Raw genomic sequence first — 19,779 nt, 5'->3', positions numbered from 1 at the left:
CCACGAACGACAACGCCGAGATGCTGCGGCTCGAAGGCGTCTCGAAGAGCTTCCCCGGCGTGAAGGCGCTCGCGGGCATCGACCTCTCGATCCGCAAGGGCGAGGTGCATGCGCTGCTCGGCGAGAACGGCGCGGGCAAGTCGACGCTGATGAAGATCCTCGGCGGCATCTACCAGGCCGACGAGGGCCGCATCTTCATCGAAGGCAGCGAGCGCAAGTTCGCGGGCTACAACGACGCGATTGCGGCGGGCATCGGCATCATCTTCCAGGAGTTCAGCCTGGTGCCGTACCTGAACGCGGTGGAGAACATTTTTCTCGGCCGATATCTGAAGAACCGCTTCGGGCTGATGGACAAGGCGGCAATGAGGCGTTCGGCGCAGGCACTGTTCGATGAACTGGGTGTGCAGATCGATCTGGGCGTGCCGATCTGCCGGCTCTCGGTGGCGCAGCAGCAGTTCGTCGAGATCGGCAAGGCGCTGTCGCTGAAGGCGCGGCTGCTGGTGCTCGACGAGCCGACCGCCACGCTCACGCCGAACGAGGCGGGGCATCTGTTCAGGATCATGCGCGAGCTGCGCGGCAGGGGCGTGGCGATGATCTTCATCTCGCACCACCTGGACGAAATTTTCGAGGTGTGCGACCGCATCAGCGTGCTGCGCGATGGGGCCAATGCGGGGCACGCAGACGTCGGCGCGACCGATGTGGATGCGCTGGTCGAGATGATGGTGGGCCGCCGGATCGAGCACAACTTTCCGCCGAAGCCGCAGCCTGCACCGCGCGAGCGCAAGGTGCTCGAAGTGACGGAGATCCAGCTCGCGAAAGGCGGTCCCGTCAACGCCTTCGATCTGTACGAAGGCGAGATCCTTGGCTTTGCGGGGCTGGTGGGTTCGGGCCGCACCGAACTTGCGTTGGGAATGATGGGTGCCGACCGCGTGCATCGCAAGACTGTTCTGCGCAACGGCAAGTCCGTGCGCTTGAACGACCCGACGCAGGCGCTGGAAAACGGCATCGGCCTGTTGCCGGAGAGTCGCAAGGTCGAGGGGCTGATCACCGACTTCACGATCCGCTTCAACATCTCGATGAACAACCTGGGCAAGCACCGCCATGCGGGGCTGGTGAGCCAGAAGTCGGAGAAGCAGTCGGCCAGCGAACTCTCGAAGCGTGTGGGCGTGAAGGCGCCCGACATCGAGACGCGGGTGGCGACGCTCTCGGGTGGCAACCAGCAGAAGGTGGTGATTGCGCGCTGGCTCGGTCACGACTGCGAGGTGCTGATCTTCGACGAGCCGACGCGCGGCATCGACGTGGGCGCCAAGGCGGAGATCTACAGCCTGATGCGCGAACTCACGCGGCAGGGCAAATCGATCGTGATGATTTCGAGCGAGCTGCCCGAGATCGTCGGCATGTGCGATCGCGTCGCTGTGTTCTCTGGCGGGGCCATCGTGGCGACGCTCGAAGGCGATGCCATCAACTCGGGCGACATCATGCGTTGCGCCACTTCATCGGGGAGCCTTCAATGACTGCCACTGCGGGTCTTTTGATTCGATGCGCTGCGTTTGGCGTTCGTTGTTCTGGGCGCTGCTGTTCAGGGCGTCGCTCACGCCGACACGGTGCTCTTTTTCGCGAATGTCCCCCGCTTCGCTCCTCCTTTATTTCGCGAAAAAGAGCACCGTATCGGCGTGAGCGTTGGACAGAGCGGTTGTTGATCGCCGATCACCAGCAGCCCGCCCATGTGCGAATGACACCGGGTGCTCCCCGCAGCGAAATAAAGGAGGAGCGAAGCGGGGGACATTCGCACAGGGGAGCTCCCGGTGTCATTCGCACGCACCCCGAACAAAAGCCCTCGTCTTCACAAACCAGCAATGCCCAGTGGAGCACCTGAAATGAACGCCACCACCACCCACCCCACACCGCCGGCGCCTGCAGGCAGCTTCTTCACCCAGTTGCGCCGCTCCACAGCATTCCTCCCACTGGTAGGACTCATCGCCATCTCGATCTTCATGATCGTCGCGACCGACAACTTCCTCTCATGGGGCAATCTGCAGAACATCGCGCTGCAGTCGTCCATCAACGCGATCATCGCGGTAGGCATGACGGCCGCGATCCTTACCGGCGGCATCGATCTTTCGGTGGGTGCGGTGGTCGCGCTGTCGGGCACGCTGGCCTCGGGGATGATGGTGCAGTTCGGACTTCCTCCGATGCTTGCCGTGCCGCTGGGGCTGGCCGTCGGCGTGGTGATCGGCCTCTTCAACGGCTACTGCGTGGCCTATCTGCGCATGCCGCCGATCATCGTGACGCTGGCCACCATGGGCATCGCACGCGGCGTTGCATTGATCTACACGGGCGGCTATCCGATCGATGGCTTGCCGGACTCGTTCGCCTTCCTTGGCGGCGGTGTGCTGGCGGGCATCAAGGTGCCGATCCTCATCATGCTGGCGACTTACCTCGTGGCCTACGTGCTGCTGAACATGGCACCGTTCGGCCGCTATGTGTATGCCATCGGAGGCAATGAGGAAGCCACGCGGCTGTCTGGCGTGCGTGTATCGCGCTACAAGCTGCTTGTGTATGGGCTGAGCGGATTCACCGCAGCGATTGCCGGCATCGTGCAAGCCGCACGCGTGACCAGTGGACAGCCCGGCGTGGGCGTGGGCTTCGAACTGGACGCCATCGCGGCGGTGGTGATGGGCGGTACGTCCATTGCCGGTGGACGCGGTGCCATCGTGGGCACGCTGGTCGGCGCGCTGTTGCTCGGCGTGCTGAACAACGGTCTCAACATGATCGGCGTGTCGCCGTACCTGCAATTGATCATCAAGGGCGGGATCGTTCTGCTCGCCATCTTCATCAGCCGCGAGGCGAAACGCTGACCCTCTTTCCTGTCTTGCTCCTTCCCCCTCTGGGGGAAGGCTGGGATGGGGGGCAGGCGGCGCTGGATCAGCCACAGCGCCTTATCGACCGCCGCTTGCCCCCACCCCTGCCCTCCCCCGGAAGGGGAGGGAGAAAGACCCGAACACAACACACCCTCTGACCACAAGGACCCCATGTCGTATCAAAAACTCCAGCCCAACGCATCGGGCGCCATCGGTGAACTCGCCGCCATGCAGGCCGTCGTGTGCCACGGCCCCAAGGACTACCGCCTCGAAACCGTCGCGATGCCCACCATCGGCCGCAACGAACTGCTGATCTCCATCGCCGCCTGCGGCATCTGCGCCTCCGACTGCAAGTGCCACTCGGGCGCGAAGATGTTCTGGGGCGGCGACGGCCAGCCTTCGTGGGTCAAGGCGCCGGTCATTCCTGGCCACGAGTTCTTCGGCTACGTCGAAGCACTCGGCGAAGGCGCGGCCGAACACTTCGGCGTGGAGAAAGGCGACCGCGTGATCGCCGAGCAGATCGTGCCCTGCGGCAAGTGCCGCTTCTGTACTTCGGGCAAGTACTGGATGTGCGAGGTGCACAACATCTTCGGCTTCCAGCGCATCGTGGCCGATGGCGGCATGGCCGACTACATGCGGCTGCCGCCGACCTCGCGCGTGCACAAGATCCCCGATGACATCTCGCTGGAAGACGCTGCCATCATCGAGCCGCTGTCGTGCGCGATCCATACGGTGAACCGTGGCGACATCCAGCTCGACGACGTGGTGGTGATCGCTGGCGCCGGCCCCCTCGGCCTGATGATGGTGCAGGCCGCGCGCCTGAAGACGCCGAAAAAGCTGATCGTGATCGACCTCGTGCCCGAGCGCCTGGCACTCGCAAGGCAGTTCGGCGCCGACGTGACGATCAACCCGAAGACCGAGAACGCCGATGCCATCGTCAAGGGCCTGACCGAAGGCTACGGTTGCGACGTGTACATCGAGACCACCGGCGCACCCATCGGCGTGACGCAGGGGCTGGAGATGATCCGCAAGCTCGGTCGCTTCGTCGAGTTCAGCGTGTTCGGCTCGGAGACCAGCGCCGACTGGTCGATCATCGGCGACCGCAAGGAACTGGACGTGCGTGGCGCGCACCTGGGGCCCTACTGCTACCCGATTGCCATCGACCTGTTGGCGCGCGGCCTCGTCACCTCGAAGGGCATCGTGACGCACGACTTTCCGTTGACCGAATGGGAGCGCGCCTTCGCGCTGGCAAACTCGCTGGATTCCATCAAGGTGCTGCTCAAGCCGCAGCCCAGACCCTGAGACCACACACCATGAAATACGTGATCGGCGTCGACATCGGCACGCAGAGCACCAAGTGCCTGCTGGTCGGCATCGACGGCAAGGTGCATTCGCAACACAGCGTGGCCTACCAGCCCGAAACGCCGCAGCCGCTGTGGGCGCAACAGGACTGCACGGTGTGGTTCGACGCGGTGTGCGAGAGCGTCCGCACCTGCGTCGCGCAGAGCGGCATCGCGCCCACGGACATCGCCGCGATGTGCGTGAGCAGCCTCTACGGCGGCGCGGGCATCCCGGTCGATGACGCCATGCAACCGCTGCACCCCTGCCTGATCTGGATGGACCGGCGTGCCACCGCCGAAGTCGCGTGGGTGAACACGAATGTCGATGTGCCGCGTCTCGAAGCCATCACCGGCAACGGCGTCGACAGTTATTACGGCTTCACGAAGATCCTGTGGGTTCGCGAGCAGTTGCCCGAGGTGTGGGCAAAGACCGCGTACTTCCTGCCGCCCAACAGTTACATCAACTGGCGGCTGACGGGCGAGCTTGCGGTCGATCACAGTTCGGCCGGCAACATCGGCGGCGTGTACGACGCGGCGCGGCGCCGCTGGTCGAGCGAAGCACTCGACATGCTCGGCATTCCGGCGCGCATGATGCCGCCGCGCCTTGTCGAGTCGAGCGATGTGGTGGGTGGCCTGAGCGCGGAATGGGCTGCGAAGCTGGGCCTTGCCGAAGGCATGCCGCTGATGGCGGGTGGCGTCGATGCGGCCGTGGCGACTTTCTGCGCGGGCGTCACCGGCAGCGGCGACCATGTGGCGATGATCGGCACCAGCATGTGCTGGGGCTTCGTGAGCCCGACGGTCGATGCGCGGCACAAGCTCATCACCATGCCGCACGTGTACCGGGGCGCGGACCGCAGCTATGTGTTCGGCGGCGCGATCACGGCGGGGGCGGCCATCACATGGTTCAAGGACACCTTCTGCCAGGCCGAAATTGCCGAGGCCGCGCGCACCGGCGAGGACGCGCACGCGCTGATCGAGCGCAAGGCTGTCGACGTTCCGCCCGGTGCGCAGGGGCTGGTCTTCCTGCCCTACCTGATGGGCGAGCGCAGCCCGATCTGGGACGCACAGGCCAAGGGCGCATTCATCGGCCTTTCGCTCGCCCACAGCCGCGCGCATCTGTACCGCGCAGTGCTCGAAGGCGTGAGCTTTGCGCTGCAACACAACATCGAGGCCGGCCGGCAGAGCGGGCAGCCGCTGGACGACCGGCTCATCGTGGTCGGCGGCGCAGCGCATTCAGACCTGTGGATGCAGATCGTGGCGGACATCACGGGCTACCGGGTGTTCACCATCGAGGAAGAGGTCGAGGCGGCGCTTGGTGCGGCGATGCTTGCTGCGCTCGGTGCTGGGCTGGTCGACGCAACTGTCGCAGAGAGCGGCTGGGTCACGCTGGTTGAACGGGCGCGGCCGGAGCCTGCGGCGCAAGCGGTGTATCGCGAGCGCTTCGAGATCTACAAATCGCTTTACCCGGCGTTGCGGGATGCGATGCATCGGCTGGGGTGAACTCTTTTCTTTCGATTTGAGGCGCCGCTGTTCGGGGCGGCACTCACGCCGACACGGTGCTCTTTTTCGCGAATGTCCCCCGCTTCGCTCCTCCTTTATTTCGCGAAAAAGAGCCCCGTATCGGCGTGAGCGGTCAGAGCGGTCGTTGATCGGCTGCACACCAGCAGCGTGCCTAGGTGCGAATGACACCGGGTGCTCCCCGCAGCGAAATAAAGGAGGAGCGAAGCGGGGGACATTCGCGGAGGGGAGCTCCTGGTGTCATTCGCACCCGCCCTGAACACAACATCAAATAGACCCACTGACATGACCACCTCCTTCGACTTCTCAGGCAAGCGCGCACTCGTGACCGGTGCGAGCAGCGGCATCGGCCGCGCAGTGGCGGTACGGCTCGCGCAGTCAGGCGCGCAGGTCACCGCCATAGGACGCAACGCGGCCGCGTTGGAAGCACTGCACACTGAAGCCAATTGCACGCCGCTGGCACTCGACGTGGCCGACGCCCCCGCGCTGGAAAGCGCACTCGCGACATTGCCAGCCTTCGACCTCGTGGTGAACTGCGCCGGCATAGCCCTGCTCGAATCGGCACTCGACCTGCAGGCCGAGAACTTCGATGCCGTGATGGCCGTCAATGCACGCGCGGCGGCATTGGTGGCCTCGCGCTGCGGCAAGGCCATGATCGCGGCCGGCGTGCGCGGCAGCATCGTCAATGTGTCGAGCCAGGCCGCACTGGTGGCGCTCGACGCGCATCTTTGCTACTGCGCCTCGAAGGCCGCGATGGATGCGATCACGCGCTCGTTGTGCCTCGAATTCGGACCGCACGGCATTCGCGTGAACAGCGTGAACCCCACCGTCACGCTCACGCCGATGGCCGAACAGGCCTGGGCCGATCCGGTCAAGAGCGCAGCGGCGATCCGGGGCATTCCGCTGGGTCGCTTCGCGCAGGTGGAAGAAGTGGTCGCGCCGATCCTGTTCCTGCTGAGCGACGGCGCGTCGATGGTGAGCGGTGTCGCGCTGCCGGTGGACGGCGGCTACACCATCGTCTGAAAGAAAGAAGGAAGCCGCTCAGGCGAAGCGGCTGCCGCCCTGAGGAGCGTCGAGCAGCGCATCGAGGTTGCGCGTGATCTTCTGCTCGATCTGATCGCTGAAGCTGCTGAACAGAAAGCCCAGCGTGGCATCGAGCGTGAAGGTGCTGGCCGTGACCTCGACAGTGCCGTCGATGCCGGCGCGGGTGAACTGCGCGGTGTCTCGGTCTTTGCCTTCGGTGTAAGCGCATTCGAGGCCGAACTCCTGCTCGGCCTGTTGCACCCATTGGCGCGCGACTTCGCGTGCGCCGGCAATGCCCAGCGTGTGGTTGCGTTCGATATGGATGTCAGGCACCGTGATCTCCGTTTTTGTCGTTGTGGTCGCTGTGGGTTTGCAGGATACCGGTGGCCGCCTGCAGCGCGCTGCGGCGTTCTTCCTCGGTCGGCAGCCGGGAAATGCGCCGGACCTCAGTGTAGAAGCGCGGCCAGTCGTGGCCCTCGCGCTCGAAAAGTTTCTCGAAGCTAGGCACCAGGTCGTCGTAGGCGCCCTGTGCACCGAAGGCCGCGTTGTTGGCGCGCGCCACCCAGCCGTCATAAGCGCCCTGGCGCGGCCCGGTCCAGCCCTCGCGCAGCTTGGCATAGCGCGCGCGGAAGTCGGCCATGGCAGCCTGCTTCATGACTTCCACGGCGGCCCAGTCCTTGGCCTTGGCTTGCGGCGATTCGTAGACCTGCGTCAGCGCGCGACGGGTGTTCAGTGCCAGCGCCCTGAAGTCCTGGCGTTGCGAATCGAACTGCGTGTATTCGCGGCGGGCTGCATCGCCGGCTTCGCGCTGCAGCCACATCGCGCCGCCGATGCGTTCGACCGCTGTGGCGTAGGACTCGTTGAACACCGTGTCGCCCGCCACGTAAAGCACCTGGTGCGCCAGCTCGTGGAACACGATGCGCGCGAGTTCGCCCTCGGGGTAGCCGATGAAGGTGGACAACAACGGATCGCCGCCGGCCCAGTTCATCCAGCCCAGCGTGGAATACGCGGGCACGGGGTACACGGCCACTTCCATGTCGAGCTTCTTCTGCGCCTCGGCTTCGGTCTTGGCCGCAGCTTCGTCGTAGTAACCGCGATAGCCCACGCAGCCCGCGACCGGGAAGCACCAGCTCTTGAGCGTGAGCGAATACGGCGGCGCGGCCACCACGTTCCACACGGCGGCGGCGCGGTGCAGGTCGGCGTACGACTTGTAGCTCGGGTTGTCGGGCAGGCCCAGCTCGGTCACGGCGAAACTGCGGATGCGTTGCGTGAGTTCGAGCTTGGCCTTGAGCGGCGCCGAAACAGCCGGGTCGGCCAGCCATTCGGGCACGGGCTTGGCGGCCCGCATGATGCCGATGTGGCCACTGGCGGATTGCCAGTAATAGCCGAGGTCGGCGCAGCCGGAGAGCGACAACAGCGCCGCACCGGCCAGCGTCAAGGCAAACAGCGGCCTCATGCTTTTTCGACTTGCACCAGACAGTCGTAGAAAGTGGGTCCGCGGCCGATGTCGGTCAGGCGCTGGCTGGTGAGTTCGTTGACGTTGGTGCCGTCCATGCCGAGCTTGCGCCACCAGATGCCCATGCCGTGCACCACGCCCTGGCGCGCACGGCGCGAGACCTCGGCGCGGCAGCGGTGCTCGCCGCGCTTGTTGAACACGCGCACGGTGGCGCCGTCCTCGATGCCGCGCGCGGCGGCATCGGCCTCGTGGATTTCGAGCAGCGGCTCGACTTCGATGGCGCGCAAGCTCGTCACATTGACGAAGGTCGAGTTGAGAAAGTTGCGCGCGGGCGGCGAGATCATCGCGAGCGGGAACTCGGTCGAGCTGCCGGCGGGCTCCCAGTTGGGCACGTGGTCGGGCAGGCCGTCCATGCCCATGGCCTGCAGGCGCCCACTGAAGAATTCGCAGCGGCCCGAGGGCGTTGGGAACTTGCCTTCGGCAAAGGGCGCATCGGGCAGCTTCACCGTGGTGAAGCCCTGCGCAAGCAACTGCGCGAAGTCAATGGTGTCTTCGGCAAAGGCGGTGCGGCACAGCGATTCGTCGCTCTCCGAGAAGCAGGGCTCGTCGAAGCCCATGCGGCGCGCGAGTTCGCGAAACACCCAGGCGTTGCTGCGGGCCTCACCGCGCGGCGCCACGGCCGGGCGGTTGAGCAGCACGTCGGTGTGGCCGTAGCTGCAGTGGATGTCCCAGTGCTCCAGTTGCGTGGTGGCGGGCAGCAGGTAGTCGGCGTAATCGGCGGTGTCGGTGCGGAACTGCTCCAGCACCACGGTGAACAGGTCTTCGCGCGCGAAGCCCGCCACCACCTTGGCCGACTCGGGCGCCACGGCAACGGGGTTGCTGTTGTAGACCACGATGGCCTTTACCGGCTTGGCGGTGTCGAGCAGCGCGTCGCCAATGGTGCTCATGTTGACGGTGCGCGGCCGGCGGCCGGCCAGCAGGTCGGGCCGCTGCAACGCGGCGCGGTCGACCGGGTAGTGGCCCGAGCTGCTCAGCAGCAGGCCACCCGCGCGGTCGCGCCACGCACCCACCAGCGCGGGCAGGCAGGCGATGGCGCGGGCCGCGTTGCCGCCGCCGCGCACGCGCTGCATGCCGTAGTTCAAGCGGATCGCGGCTGGCTTGGTGGTGCCGTAGGCCTGGGCCAGCGCCACGATCTGTTCTTCGGGCACGCCGCAGACTTGCGCCGCACGCGAAGGCGGCCACTGCAGCGCACGCTCGCGCAACTGTTCCCAGCCCAGCGTGTGTTGAGCGATGTAGTCGTGGTCGAGCCAGTCATGCACGATCAGCTCGTGCATCAGTGCCAGCGCCAGCGCGGCGTCGGTGCCGGGCAGCAGCGCGATGTGTTCGTCGCACTTGTCGGCGGTTTCGGTCTTGCGCGGGTCGATGCACACCAGCCGTGCACCGGCGCGCTTGGCGGCCTGCGCATGGCGCCAGAAATGCAGGTTGCTGGCGATGGAGTTGCTGCCCCAGATGAGGATCAGCTTGGCTTCGGCGAAGAACTCGATCCGCATGCCGACCTTGGCGCCCAGCGTGTAGACCATGGCCTCGCCGCCAGCCATCGAGCAGATCGTACGGTCCAGCAGCGTGGCGCCCAGCTTGTGGAAGAAGCGCCGGTCCATCGATTCGCCTTGCACCAGCCCCATGGTGCCCGCGTAGCTGTAGGGAAGAATTTCTTCAGAATTGCCCTGCAATGACCGAAGTTGCGCGGCGATGTCGTCCAGCGCGGCATCCCACGACACCGGCTCGAACTGGCCGCTGCCCTTGGGGCCGACGCGTTTGAGGGGCTGCACCAGCCGTTCGGCATGGTCGTTGCGCTCGATGTAGCGCGACACCTTGGTGCACAGCACGCCACCGGTGTGCGAGTGGGCGGCATTGCCCTGCAACTTCACGGCGACACCGTCCTTGACGGTGGTGACGAGCGCGCAGGTGTCCGGGCAGTCGTGGGGGCAGGCCCCCAGCACGGTGGACGTTGCGGTCTGGGGTGCTTCTTCGAGCAAGGTATCCGGTGCGTGGGCCATCGGGCGAGTCTAATTTGTGCGCAAACCAAAGCACAGAGGGAGGTTTTCACGATGACGGCCGTTGGGGCATTCGTGGCGCCGCTTGTTCAGGGCGGGTGCGAATGACACCGGGTGCTCCCCTCCGCGAATGTCCCCCGCTTCGCTCCTCCTTTATTTCGCTGCGGGGAGCACCCGGTGTCATTCGCACAGAGGCACGCTGCTATTGATCCTGCGATCAACGACCGCTCTGAGCGCTCACGTCGATACGGGGCTCTTTTTCGCGAAATAAAGGAGGAGCGAAGCGGGGGACATTCGCGAAAAAGAGCACCGTGTCGGCGGGAGCGACGCCCTGAACGGCAGCACCCCAATTCAACGCATCAAATCAAAAAGGCTCAGCCAGCAAGCCCATCCACAGCCTGAAACATCGCCTGCCGAGCCTGGCTGACGATCTGCCCACGCCACGCATCGGTGTCCGTATAAAAGGCCTCGACCATCCGCGCGCGAATGCCATCGGCCAGATCGGACGGTGCTTCCGGGTGCTTGTGCAGCCAGTGGTCGGCACGCAGCGCACCGGTCACTTCGATCATCGGCAACGTGCCGTATTCGAGCGCGATGCCGGTGTACTCGGCCTGCGGGCACTCCTCATACATGGCGTCCCACATCAACCCACGCAACAGCGCCGAGGTCGACGAGCCATCGTAGATCGACGTGACCGGCTCCGCAGGCGTGCCCCACCAGGCATTGGCGCGCGCATAGGCGACCTTGTCGTCCTTGCAGGCAAAGATGCGCTCGCCCAGACCGTTCGGCCCGAGCCCCGTGTGCAGGTCGATCCAGGCCACGCGGCGCGCGCGGCCCGCATGGCGGCGCAGCACTTCGCGAATGGTCTTGTTGCTCCAGGTCGGCGCCTTGCCGCCGAAGAACAGGCCGTCGTCGAACTGGTACTGGCCGCTGGTGACGGCCGCCTGGTAGGCGGTGGCGCCGTGCTTGTCGATCCACTTCGCAATCGCGGCCTGGTTGTCTGGCGTGGGCGGCCAGGTGTCGGGCAACAACAGCGCATGCAGCTTGGCGTAGGGCTCGTTCACCGGCACCGGCTTGGAGAAGTCGATGAAGTTGCGGTTCAAGTCGACGTTCTCTTGCGTGACACGTCGGCCATAAGAAAAACCGTGCGGGTTCAGCGCGTGCACATACAGCACCGCCACACCCTGCGCCCTGGCCTTCTCTCGCCATTCGGCGTCGTGCAGCGCGAACACCTGCACGCCGCTGCCGCAATGGCCTTCGACGCCGTGGCAGGCGCTGGTGACGATCAGCAGATGCTCGGCATTGGCATCGCCGTCGAGCGCCACGTCCATCGACAGGTCTTCACCGTCGCGGCCCTTGAGCGGGTGCGCATGCGGCTCGACCGTGAGGCCGGCACTCACGCAGCCTTGAAGGAATTTCTGGCGCGCCTGCGCGTAGCGCGGCGAGAAGGCTTCGGCGATGCCGATCATGGGGCGCCCCCGCCGGGCTTGAGGAACTGCTCGGCGATCTGCACCCAGCAGGTGGCGCCCAATGGAATGAGGTCGTCGTTGAAGTCGTAACTCGCGTTGTGCAGCGTGCACGGGCCTTCGCCGTGGTGCACGTCGCGGTGCGCGCCGTCGCCGTTGCCGATGAAGGCATAGGCACCGGGCTTGGCCTGCAGCATGAAGGCGAAGTCTTCCGAGGTCATGGCGGCTTCCTGCTTGAGCACGTTCTCGGCACCGACGATGTCGCCCATCACGCGGCGCGCGAAGTTGGCCTCGGCCTCGGTGTTGATGGTCGGCGGGTAGTAGCGCTCGAAGCGGAAGTCGCAGGTGGCGTCATGCGCCGCGCAGATGTGCTCCGAGACCTGCTTCATCTTCGCCTCGATCATGTCCAGCACGTCGAGCGAGAAGGTGCGCACGGTGCCCGACAGCTCGCAGTTGTCGGGAATCACGTTGTTGGTTTCGCCCGCGTGGATGGTGGTGACCGAGATCACGGCCGAATCGGTCGGCTTCATCTTGCGCGTCAGGATGGTCTGGAAGGCCTGCACGATCTCGCAGGCGATCGGCACCGGGTCGATGCCGGTCTGCGGCAGCGCGGCGTGGCCGCCCTTGCCGATCACGTTGAGGTAGAACTTGTTGCCCGACGCCATCACCGGGCCGGGGCTCACGGCGAACTGGCCGGCGGCCATGCCGGGCCAGTTGTGCATGCCGAACACGGCGTCCATGGGGAACTGCTCGAACAGCCCTTCCTTGATCATTTCGCGGGCACCGCCGCCGCCCTCTTCGGCCGGCTGGAAGATCAGGTAGACGGTGCCGTCGAAGTTGCGGTTCTTGGCCAGGTGCTGCGCGGCTGCGAGCAGCATGGCCGTGTGGCCGTCGTGGCCGCAGGCGTGCATCTTGCCGTGGTGCTGGCTGGCGTGGGCGAAGGTGTTGAGTTCGGTGACGGGCAGCGCGTCCATGTCGGCGCGCAGGCCGACGGCGCGGTGGCTGGTGCCGTTCTTGATGATGCCGACCACGCCGGTGGTGCCGAGCCCCCGGTGGATGGGAATGCCCCATTCGGTGAGCTTGCCTGCCACCACATCAGCGGTGCGGACTTCTTCGAAGCAGAGTTCGGGGTGGGCGTGGAGGTCACGTCGGACGGCGGCAATGCCGGCCGCCTGCGTGACGAGGGAATCAATGAGTTTCATGGCGTGGTCTCAAAACGCCAGTCTATCCACTCTGGCATTTCGAGGCACGGCGGAAAACACGCAGCCGGTGCGTCAATGGCCTGCGGTCCAGAAGCCGCGATGCGGCGCCGCGGCTTCGTCTTCGAGCAGCGGCCCCACCACTTCGACGCGCCGCTGACCACGCACGAAGACCTCGCGGCAAGGCAGCGAGAAGGTCGGGTTTTCCGGATGGTCGCCGGTCAGGCCGAGCAGCGCATGTTCGGAAAGCGCATAGACCACGCGGCCGATGTTCGTCCAGTAGATGGCGCCGGCGCACATGCAGCAGGGCTCGGCGCTGGTGAACAGCGTGCAGCGGGCCAGTTGCTCCGGCGTGCGCAGGCGCGCCGCCTGCGCGGCCGCGACCAGCTCGGCGTGCTGCGTGGGGTCGCCCTCGGGGGGCATCGAGTTGTTGCCGGCCGTCACGACGACTTCGCCGTGCTCGTCGGCCACCAGCGCGGCAAAGGGATGGCGGCCACGGGCCTTCGATTCTTCCGACAGCGCGATCGTCATGCGCAGCAGTTCGAGGTCGCGCGTGGACAGGTTGGCGGGCGTGGCGTTGGGTGGGCTGTGGTTCATGTCAGTAGAGCTTCGTCAAGAGAAAAAAGATTTGTCTGGATCAGTGCACCACGGCAACGGGTGCTTCTTCGGTCACCGTCGCCGCCCCCCGGTTCAGCAGCAGATTGAGCAGCACCGCCGTGATCGCACCCAGGAAGATGCCGCTTTCGAGCACCAGCTTGAGCGGGCCGCTGGCATGCGCGAACAGCGCGGGGAACGACATCGGCAGCACGCCCACGCTCACCGACACGGCCACGATGATCGCGTTGCGCGTGCCTTCGAACTTGACGCGCGAGAGTTCCTGGATGCCCGCCACCGTCGTCATGCCGAACATCACGATCGCGCAGCCGCCGAGCACCGGCCGCGGCACCGAGGCGATCAATGCACCGAGCTTGGGAAACAACCCCATCAGCACCATGATGGCGCCCGCCGAGGCCACCACGTAGCGGCTCTTGATGCCCGACAGCGCGATGAGTCCGGTGTTCTGCGTGAAGGCGTTGTAGGGAAAGCTGTTGAAGACGCCGCCGATCATGGTCGACAACCCATCGGCACGAAAGGCGTTGCCCAGCGTCGCCTGGGTCGACGGACGACCGACGATCTGCCCGATGGCCAGGCAGTTGCCAGTGGTCTCGGCCATGATGACCAGCATCGCGAGCGTCATGATCAGGATGGGAGCCAGCCCGAACGCGGGCAGGCCGAATGCGAAAGGCGCGCTCACCTCGAACCACGCCGCATGGCCCACCTGCACGAAATCGGTGAGCCCGAAGGCCGCTGCAATCGCCGTGCCCGCAATCAGCCCCAGCAGCACCGCGAGGTTGCCGACGAAGCCGCTGAACCGCGCATAGACGAACAGCGTGATGGCAATGGTCGCAAGGCCCAGCAGCAGGTTCTGCACGCTGCCGAAGTCGGCCGCATCCGGGTTGCCGCCGCCCAGCCAGATCGCGGCAGCCGGCATCAGCGAAATGCCGATCACGGTGATGAGGCTGCCGATGACCACTGGCGGAAAAAAGCGCAGCAGCCGGCTGATCACCGGCGCCAGCAGCACCGTGATGGCGCCGCCGGCGATGACGGCGCCGAACACATAAGGCAGGCCGTATTCCTTGCCGATCATGATCATCGGCGCCAGCGCGATGAACGAGCAGGCCTGCACCAGCGGCAGCCGCGCGCCGAACTTCCAGAAACCCAGGGTCTGGATCAGCGTGGCAATGCCGGAGGTCAGCAGGTTGGCATTGATCAGCGTCACGACCTGCGCCTGCGTGAGCCCGAGCGCGCTGCCCAGGATCAGCGGCACGGCCACCGCGCCCGCATAGAGCACCAGCACATGCTGCAGCCCGTAGGTTGCCATCTGCTGCGGGGGCAGCACTTCGTCCACGGGGTGGGCACCGGAAGAAAGGGTCATCGAAAGTCTCCGCGTTGTATGTCGGCTGTTTTTTTGCCCGGCTCTGCGGCCGGACGGGGCGGATGATCGATGGCCTCCATCGGGCGTCAAAGTTAGTATTCATCGTTTTTTTCGATGGAAGAAGGACGCCGTGCGCTATTCGCTGGAGCAACTCGAAACCTTTGCCGCCGTGGCGCAGGCCGGTTCTTTTTCGGCGGCGGCGCGCCAGTTGGGCAAGACGCAATCGACGGTGAGCGCGGCCATCGGCAACCTCGAAGTCGACCTGGGCGTGGCGCTGTTCGACCGCGCGACCAAGATCCCCACGCTGACGGAGGCCGGCCATCGCATGCTGCGCGAGGCCAACGGCGTGCTCGACCGATGCCTCGCACTGGAAGGCCATGCGCAGAGCCTGGCGGAGTCGGTCGAGTCCGGCCTCACGCTGGCCATCGAAATTCCCTACAACGTGCTGATGCCTGCGTTCGCGGCCTTTGCCGCGCAGTTTCCGTATGTCGACCTGGAAGTGCGGCATCCGCTGCACGGCGATGTCAGCGCACTGGTGCAGCAGGGCGAGGCGCAGCTCGGCATCGGGTTCGCGCAGCCGGGCTATGCGCGCGAGCTGGACTTCGTGCAGATGGGCAAGCTGGTGATGGCGCATGTGGCAGCGCGCGGGCATCCGCTGGCGGCCATGGCTGCGGTGAACTTCACCGACCTGCACCGGCATCGCCGGCTCGCCTTCAGCGCGCACAGCGAGCGGCTGCCCACCACCGAGTACCTGGGCGCCACGCGATGCTGGCGCGCCGAGAGCTACCTGGCGCTGCTGGAGATGACGCGCGCCGGCCTGGGCTGGGCCACCTTGCCGAGGCGGCTGGTCCAGCGCGAACTGGCCGATGGCGAACTGGTCGAGCTACAGCTGGGTGCCTACCCGCACACCGACTGGCTGCTGGGCGTCGACCTGCTCTGGAACAAGGCGCGCCCGCTCGGCAAGGCGGGCACCTGGCTGCGCACCGAGCTGGCGCGCTTCAAGGTATCGGAGACCGACAGCGCCGGCCATCCGACCACCTTCTGAAAGCCGCCGGACCTCAGCGGCCGATGCTCTTCAGGTAGTCAGCGCGCGCGGCCAGCGCGGTGTCGGTGAAGTCGGTGAACACGCCGTCCACGCCGAGCTTGTAGTACACGGCGTATTCGTTCTTGCCATCCTTGTTGTAGTCGGAAGCCAGGCGGCGCGACTCGTTGCGGAAGGTGAAGGGGTGAACGAACAGGCCGGCCTTGTGCGCGTCGGCAATCAGCGTGGTCGGGGCCATCGAGGTGGCGTCGGCATCGTTGATCTTGCCGTCCTTGTTCACGTCGACCGGCTTGCCATCGGCGCCAATGGTGCCCTTGATGCTGACGATGTAGCGCTTCCACGGGCCGATGCCATCGGCATAGGTCTTGATTTCGGCCAGGCCCGCGGGCGTGACCATGGCGTCGAAGTTGCGCTTGTCGCCGGCCTTGGTCCAGTCGTAGGGGCGGTCGCTGGGCACGGCGAAGGTCACGGCGCCGGTCTTCAGGTCGACGCTGTCACCGTCGATCAGCTGGATGATCTTCGTGTTCAGGCCCTTGGCTTTCATGTACTTCAGGCTGCCCGGCTCGAAGGACTGCACATAGATGGGTGCGGCCTTGTTGTTCCAGCCGGCGGCGACGATGGCGGCGACCATCTTGTCCTCGATCGGCAGGCCGAGTTCGCGGAAGTAGGTCGGGTTCTTCGACTCGGGGTAGATCGCGATGGTGCGGCCGGTTTCCTTCGTCTTGGCCTTGGCGAAATCGATGATCTCCTGGAAGGTCACGACCTTGAACTTGCCGTTGTATTCCTGCGCGCGCTCGGCGTCGGTCGAGATGCCGCCCAGGGTCTTGATTTCGGCGAGCGTGAAGTCGTTGCTGAACCAGCCGGTCTGGGTTTCGCCGTCGACCTTGATGGTCTTCTTGCGCGAGGCGAAGCGGGGGTGCTTGGCCACGTCGGTGCTGATGGCGAGGTTGGGGTCGTGGCGGGCGATGAGCACGCCGTCCTTGGTGGAGACCAGGTCCATCTCGATCACGTCGGCGCCCAGTTCGATGGCGCGCGAATAGGCTTCGAGCGTTTCTTCCGGCAGATAGCCCGAGGCACCGCGATGCGCGATGACCAGCGGCGGGTTGCCATCGAGCGTCAGCAGCTTGTTGGAGGGGCCGGTGGTGCTGCAGGCTGCGACGCACAGGGCGGCGGTCGCGGTCAGGGCGATCTGAAGGGTGCGCATGGTCTTTTTCTCCGTCCAAAAAAGAGGCAGCGTACCCGCTTCGCATGACGGCTTCGACATCTGTCGACGCGCCGCACCGACTTCCGGGAGAATGTGTTGCATGCTCCACACGCTTTCCCCCCAAAGCCTTCTGCTGGCCCAATCCTTGGTGCGCATGAACACCATCAGCGCCAACAGCAACCTGCAACTGATCGACTTCGCGCAGAGCCACCTCGCGGCCTTGGGCGTGAAGAGCCGCATCACCTACAACGCCGAGCGCACCAAGGCGAACCTGTTCGCCACGCTGGGCGAAGGCAAGCCGGCCGGTGTGATCGTCTCGGGCCACACCGACACGGTGCCCTGGGACGGGCAGGACTGGAGCGTCGATCCGCTGTCCGCCGTGGTGCAGAACGAGCGCCTGTACGGACGCGGCTCGGCCGACATGAAGAGCTTCATTGCCATCGCGCTGGCCAACGCCCATCGCTTCCTGGAAAGCGACTCGCCCTTCGCGGTGCACTTCGCCTTCAGCTATGAAGAAGAGATCGGCTGCTTCGGCGTGAAGGAACTCATCGCCGACATGCGCGACGCCGGCATCAAGCCGCTGGCCTGCATCGTGGGCGAACCCACCAGCATGGTGCCGGCCATCGCGCACAAGGGCGTGTACCGCTACAAGTGCTGCGTGCGCGGCAAGGAAGCGCATTCGTCGCTCACGCCGAAATCGGTCAACGCCATCGAGATGGCGGCGCGCGTGATCGGCAAGGTGCGCGACATGGCGGAAGACTTCGAGCGCAACGAGCCGCGCTACGAGGGCTTCGACGTGCCCTTCAGCACCGCGAGCGTGGGCCAGTTCCACGGCGGCATTGCCGACAACGTGGTGCCGCGCGACGCCGAGTTCCGCTATGAATTCCGCGACCTGCCCACGGCCGACGCCCGGCGCATGCAGGCCGATGTGGTGGCCTATGCCGGCAGCATCGAGCCCGCGATGAAGAAGGTGGCGCCCGATGCGGGCTTCAAGTTCGAGACCATCTGCGAGATCCCGAGCTTCCTGGGCGCGGCCAACGACCCGATCACGCTGCTCGCGCAACGCCTGGCGGGCGAAGAGCGCACCACGCTGGTGGCCTTCGGCACCGAAGCGGGCCTGTTCAAGAACGCCGGCATCCCCACGGTGGTGTGCGGACCCGGCAGCATCGAGCAGGCGCACCAGCCCGACGAATTCGTGAGCCTGGAACAGCTCGCGCGCTGCGAGCTGTTCATGGAACGCCTGGCCACCTCGCCGGCCATTGGCTGACGACAACGGCAGCGACGCATTGCGTCGCATGAAACGCGTCGCGCTCGGCCTGTTGTGCGCGGCGGCGCTGCTCTATGCGGTGGCGAGCGCGCTGCATGCGCAGCATCCGGCCTGGGGCTATGTGGCGGCCTTCGCGGAAGCCGCGATGGTCGGCGCCATTGCCGACTGGTTCGCGGTGGTGGCGCTGTTTCGCCGGCCGCTGGGCCTGCCGATTCCGCACACCGCGATCATCCCGAGCAACAAGGACCGCATCGGCGCCAAGCTCGCCGGCTTCATCTGCAACAACTTCCTGAGCACCGAACAGGTGCTCGCCAAGCTGCGCCAGTTCGATGCGGCCGGCCGCATCGCCGATTGGCTGGCCCACCCCTCGAGCGGCGAGAAGCTGGGCGAATGGGGCGTGGCCGCCACGCGCTACGGGCTCACGGCTTTCGACGACGAGCGGGTGCGCGACTTCATGGGGCGCGCCGCCGCTGCAGGCCTCGCGAAAATCGACCTTTCGCGCCTGACCGGCCAGGCGCTCGACGCGCTCACGGCGGGTGGGCGCCATCAGGCGCTGCTCGACGACGTGCTGCAGCAGGTGGCCGGCCTGCTCGAAGGCGAGCAGATGCAGGCGCACATCACCGAGGCGATTGCGCGCGAGATCAAGACGCTGCGCTACGTGGGCCTGGACCAGGTGGCGGCCAAGCTGGCCACGCGCAAGATCGTGGCGGCGGTGGCGCACACCATCGGCGAACTCGCGGCCGAGCCCGACCATCCGATGCGCAAGCGCTTCGACCACTTCGTCGACGACTTCGTGGTGCGGCTGAAGCTCGATCCCGAATTCCAGCAGCGCGGCGAGCAGATACGCGCCGAGCTGATCGCGCACCCGGCCCTGGGCGACTACCTGCACGGGCTCTGGGGCGAGTTGCTGGCATGGCTGCACGACGACCTGGGCCGCGGCAATTCGACGATCCGCCAGCGCATCGCGTCGATGACCGGCGCGCTCGGCACGCGGTTGCAGGCCGACGAACCGATCCGCCGCTGGATCAACGAGCAGATCGAGGCGGCCGCGCCACTGGCCATCGAGCGCTACCGCGAGGACATCCGCCACTACATCGAGGAGCGCGTGGGCGAGTGGAATGCACAGGAGATGACGCTCGAACTCGAACGCAACATCGGGCGCGACCTGCAGTTCATTCGCATCAACGGCACGCTGGTGGGCGGGCTGGTGGGGCTGCTGATCCACACGGTCACGCAACTGCTGCGCGGCTGAACGAAGAAGGCACGCAAGGTGTGAATGGGAGCTGAAGGCTGCGGGTAATCCACAGCGAACGAAAGTGCGCATCCTGTCCCCGGGGGGACGCGGGTGACACGTCCGCCTCCTAGACTGCTCCG

The 19,779-nt window shown here is 65.9% G+C and carries 16 protein-coding genes; 8 read left to right on the top strand and 8 right to left on the bottom strand.

Annotated features, from left to right (window positions below):
• Positions 1–20: 20 nt before the first annotated feature.
• The 5 genes from H7F35_RS13895 to H7F35_RS13875 all read left to right on the top strand — a co-directional run bounded on the left by H7F35_RS13895 (position 21) and on the right by H7F35_RS13875 (position 6,742).
• Entirely contained in the window at positions 21–1,514 is a 1,494-nt protein-coding gene (locus H7F35_RS13895; protein ID WP_187114265.1) for a sugar ABC transporter ATP-binding protein, read from the top strand.
• Positions 1,515–1,877: 363 nt separating this feature from the next.
• Entirely contained in the window at positions 1,878–2,858 is a 981-nt protein-coding gene (locus tag H7F35_RS13890) for an ABC transporter permease (RefSeq protein WP_187113420.1), read from the top strand.
• A 174-nt stretch (positions 2,859–3,032) separates the two neighbouring features.
• The gene (locus H7F35_RS13885) at positions 3,033–4,163 is read left to right on the top strand and encodes an alcohol dehydrogenase catalytic domain-containing protein (RefSeq protein ID WP_187113419.1); all 1,131 of its coding nucleotides are present in this window, start codon (positions 3,033–3,035) and stop codon (positions 4,161–4,163) included.
• A gap of 11 nt (positions 4,164–4,174) precedes the next feature.
• Positions 4,175–5,701 (top strand): FGGY-family carbohydrate kinase, encoded by a 1,527-nt coding sequence (locus H7F35_RS13880; RefSeq protein WP_187113418.1) that lies wholly within the window; start codon positions 4,175–4,177, stop codon positions 5,699–5,701.
• A gap of 303 nt (positions 5,702–6,004) precedes the next feature.
• Positions 6,005–6,742 carry an SDR family oxidoreductase gene (locus H7F35_RS13875; protein ID WP_187113417.1) on the top strand — a complete coding sequence of 246 codons (738 nt, stop codon included), beginning with the start codon at positions 6,005–6,007 and terminating at the stop codon, positions 6,740–6,742.
• Positions 6,743–6,760: 18 nt separating this feature from the next.
• On the opposite strand, the gene H7F35_RS13870 is transcribed toward H7F35_RS13875, so the two are convergent.
• The 7 genes from H7F35_RS13870 to H7F35_RS13840 all read right to left on the bottom strand — a co-directional run bounded on the left by H7F35_RS13870 (position 6,761) and on the right by H7F35_RS13840 (position 14,892).
• A complete protein-coding gene (locus H7F35_RS13870; protein WP_187113416.1) occupies positions 6,761–7,075 on the bottom strand; it encodes a polyhydroxyalkanoic acid system family protein in 315 nt (104 codons plus the stop codon).
• Positions 7,068–8,198: an aminopeptidase gene (locus tag H7F35_RS13865; protein WP_187113415.1), complete on the bottom strand. Its 1,131-nt coding sequence runs from the start codon at positions 8,196–8,198 to the stop codon at positions 7,068–7,070. The genes H7F35_RS13870 and H7F35_RS13865 overlap by 8 nt, the downstream gene beginning before the upstream one ends.
• Positions 8,195–10,255 carry a molybdopterin-dependent oxidoreductase gene (locus tag H7F35_RS13860; protein ID WP_187113414.1) on the bottom strand — a complete coding sequence of 687 codons (2,061 nt, stop codon included), beginning with the start codon at positions 10,253–10,255 and terminating at the stop codon, positions 8,195–8,197. Before H7F35_RS13860 ends, H7F35_RS13865 begins: the two co-directional genes overlap by 4 nt.
• A gap of 371 nt (positions 10,256–10,626) precedes the next feature.
• A complete protein-coding gene (locus tag H7F35_RS13855; protein WP_187113413.1) occupies positions 10,627–11,721 on the bottom strand; it encodes a M14 family metallopeptidase in 1,095 nt (364 codons plus the stop codon).
• Positions 11,718–12,920: a M20 aminoacylase family protein gene (locus H7F35_RS13850; protein WP_187113412.1), complete on the bottom strand. Its 1,203-nt coding sequence runs from the start codon at positions 12,918–12,920 to the stop codon at positions 11,718–11,720. Before H7F35_RS13850 ends, H7F35_RS13855 begins: the two co-directional genes overlap by 4 nt.
• A gap of 72 nt (positions 12,921–12,992) precedes the next feature.
• Positions 12,993–13,514, bottom strand: a complete 522-nt coding sequence (locus tag H7F35_RS13845; RefSeq protein ID WP_187113411.1) for a nucleoside deaminase — start codon at positions 13,512–13,514, stop codon at positions 12,993–12,995.
• A 40-nt stretch (positions 13,515–13,554) separates the two neighbouring features.
• Positions 13,555–14,892, bottom strand: coding sequence for a nucleobase:cation symporter-2 family protein (locus H7F35_RS13840; RefSeq protein ID WP_187113410.1), 1,338 nt, complete (start codon positions 14,890–14,892; stop codon positions 13,555–13,557).
• A gap of 130 nt (positions 14,893–15,022) precedes the next feature.
• Between H7F35_RS13840 and H7F35_RS13835 the strand changes: the two genes are divergently transcribed.
• Positions 15,023–15,937, top strand: a complete 915-nt coding sequence (locus H7F35_RS13835) for a LysR family transcriptional regulator (protein ID WP_187113409.1) — start codon at positions 15,023–15,025, stop codon at positions 15,935–15,937.
• A 13-nt stretch (positions 15,938–15,950) separates the two neighbouring features.
• Here H7F35_RS13835 and H7F35_RS13830 read toward each other — a convergent pair whose 3' ends face one another.
• Positions 15,951–17,138: a glycerophosphodiester phosphodiesterase gene (locus H7F35_RS13830; RefSeq protein ID WP_187113408.1), complete on the bottom strand. Its 1,188-nt coding sequence runs from the start codon at positions 17,136–17,138 to the stop codon at positions 15,951–15,953.
• A 100-nt stretch (positions 17,139–17,238) separates the two neighbouring features.
• On the opposite strand from H7F35_RS13830, the gene argE reads away from it, so the two are divergent.
• Both argE and H7F35_RS13820 read left to right on the top strand, forming a co-directional pair.
• Positions 17,239–18,405, top strand: a complete 1,167-nt coding sequence (gene argE, locus H7F35_RS13825; RefSeq protein WP_187113407.1) for an acetylornithine deacetylase — start codon at positions 17,239–17,241, stop codon at positions 18,403–18,405.
• The gene (locus H7F35_RS13820) at positions 18,398–19,657 is read left to right on the top strand and encodes a DUF445 domain-containing protein (protein WP_261803620.1); all 1,260 of its coding nucleotides are present in this window, start codon (positions 18,398–18,400) and stop codon (positions 19,655–19,657) included. The genes argE and H7F35_RS13820 overlap by 8 nt, the downstream gene beginning before the upstream one ends.
• Positions 19,658–19,779: the final 122 nt, after the last annotated feature.

The organism is Variovorax sp. PAMC26660, from assembly GCF_014302995.1.
Taxonomy (GTDB): domain Bacteria; phylum Pseudomonadota; class Gammaproteobacteria; order Burkholderiales; family Burkholderiaceae_C; genus Variovorax.
The sequence above is the reverse complement of the archived record's forward strand: the minus strand, read 5'-3'. Positions and strand labels throughout refer to the sequence as shown.

Bases quoted from the DNA above. Each gene is read 5' to 3' on its own strand.
- H7F35_RS13895 (WP_187114265.1), top strand. From the start codon at position 21: ATGCTGCGGCTCGAAGGCGTCTCGAAGAGCTTCCCCGGCGTGAAGGCG.
- H7F35_RS13890 (WP_187113420.1), top strand. From the start codon at position 1,878: ATGAACGCCACCACCACCCACCCCACACCGCCGGCGCCTGCAGGCAGC.
- H7F35_RS13885 (WP_187113419.1), top strand. From the start codon at position 3,033: ATGTCGTATCAAAAACTCCAGCCCAACGCATCGGGCGCCATCGGTGAA.
- H7F35_RS13880 (WP_187113418.1), top strand. From the start codon at position 4,175: ATGAAATACGTGATCGGCGTCGACATCGGCACGCAGAGCACCAAGTGC.
- H7F35_RS13875 (WP_187113417.1), top strand. From the start codon at position 6,005: ATGACCACCTCCTTCGACTTCTCAGGCAAGCGCGCACTCGTGACCGGT.
- H7F35_RS13865 (WP_187113415.1), bottom strand. From the start codon at position 8,198: ATGAGGCCGCTGTTTGCCTTGACGCTGGCCGGTGCGGCGCTGTTGTCG.
- H7F35_RS13860 (WP_187113414.1), bottom strand. From the start codon at position 10,255: ATGGCCCACGCACCGGATACCTTGCTCGAAGAAGCACCCCAGACCGCA.
- H7F35_RS13855 (WP_187113413.1), bottom strand. From the start codon at position 11,721: ATGATCGGCATCGCCGAAGCCTTCTCGCCGCGCTACGCGCAGGCGCGC.
- H7F35_RS13850 (WP_187113412.1), bottom strand. From the start codon at position 12,920: ATGAAACTCATTGATTCCCTCGTCACGCAGGCGGCCGGCATTGCCGCC.
- H7F35_RS13845 (WP_187113411.1), bottom strand. From the start codon at position 13,514: ATGAACCACAGCCCACCCAACGCCACGCCCGCCAACCTGTCCACGCGC.
- H7F35_RS13840 (WP_187113410.1), bottom strand. From the start codon at position 14,892: ATGACCCTTTCTTCCGGTGCCCACCCCGTGGACGAAGTGCTGCCCCCG.
- H7F35_RS13830 (WP_187113408.1), bottom strand. From the start codon at position 17,138: ATGCGCACCCTTCAGATCGCCCTGACCGCGACCGCCGCCCTGTGCGTC.
- argE (WP_187113407.1), top strand. From the start codon at position 17,239: ATGCTCCACACGCTTTCCCCCCAAAGCCTTCTGCTGGCCCAATCCTTG.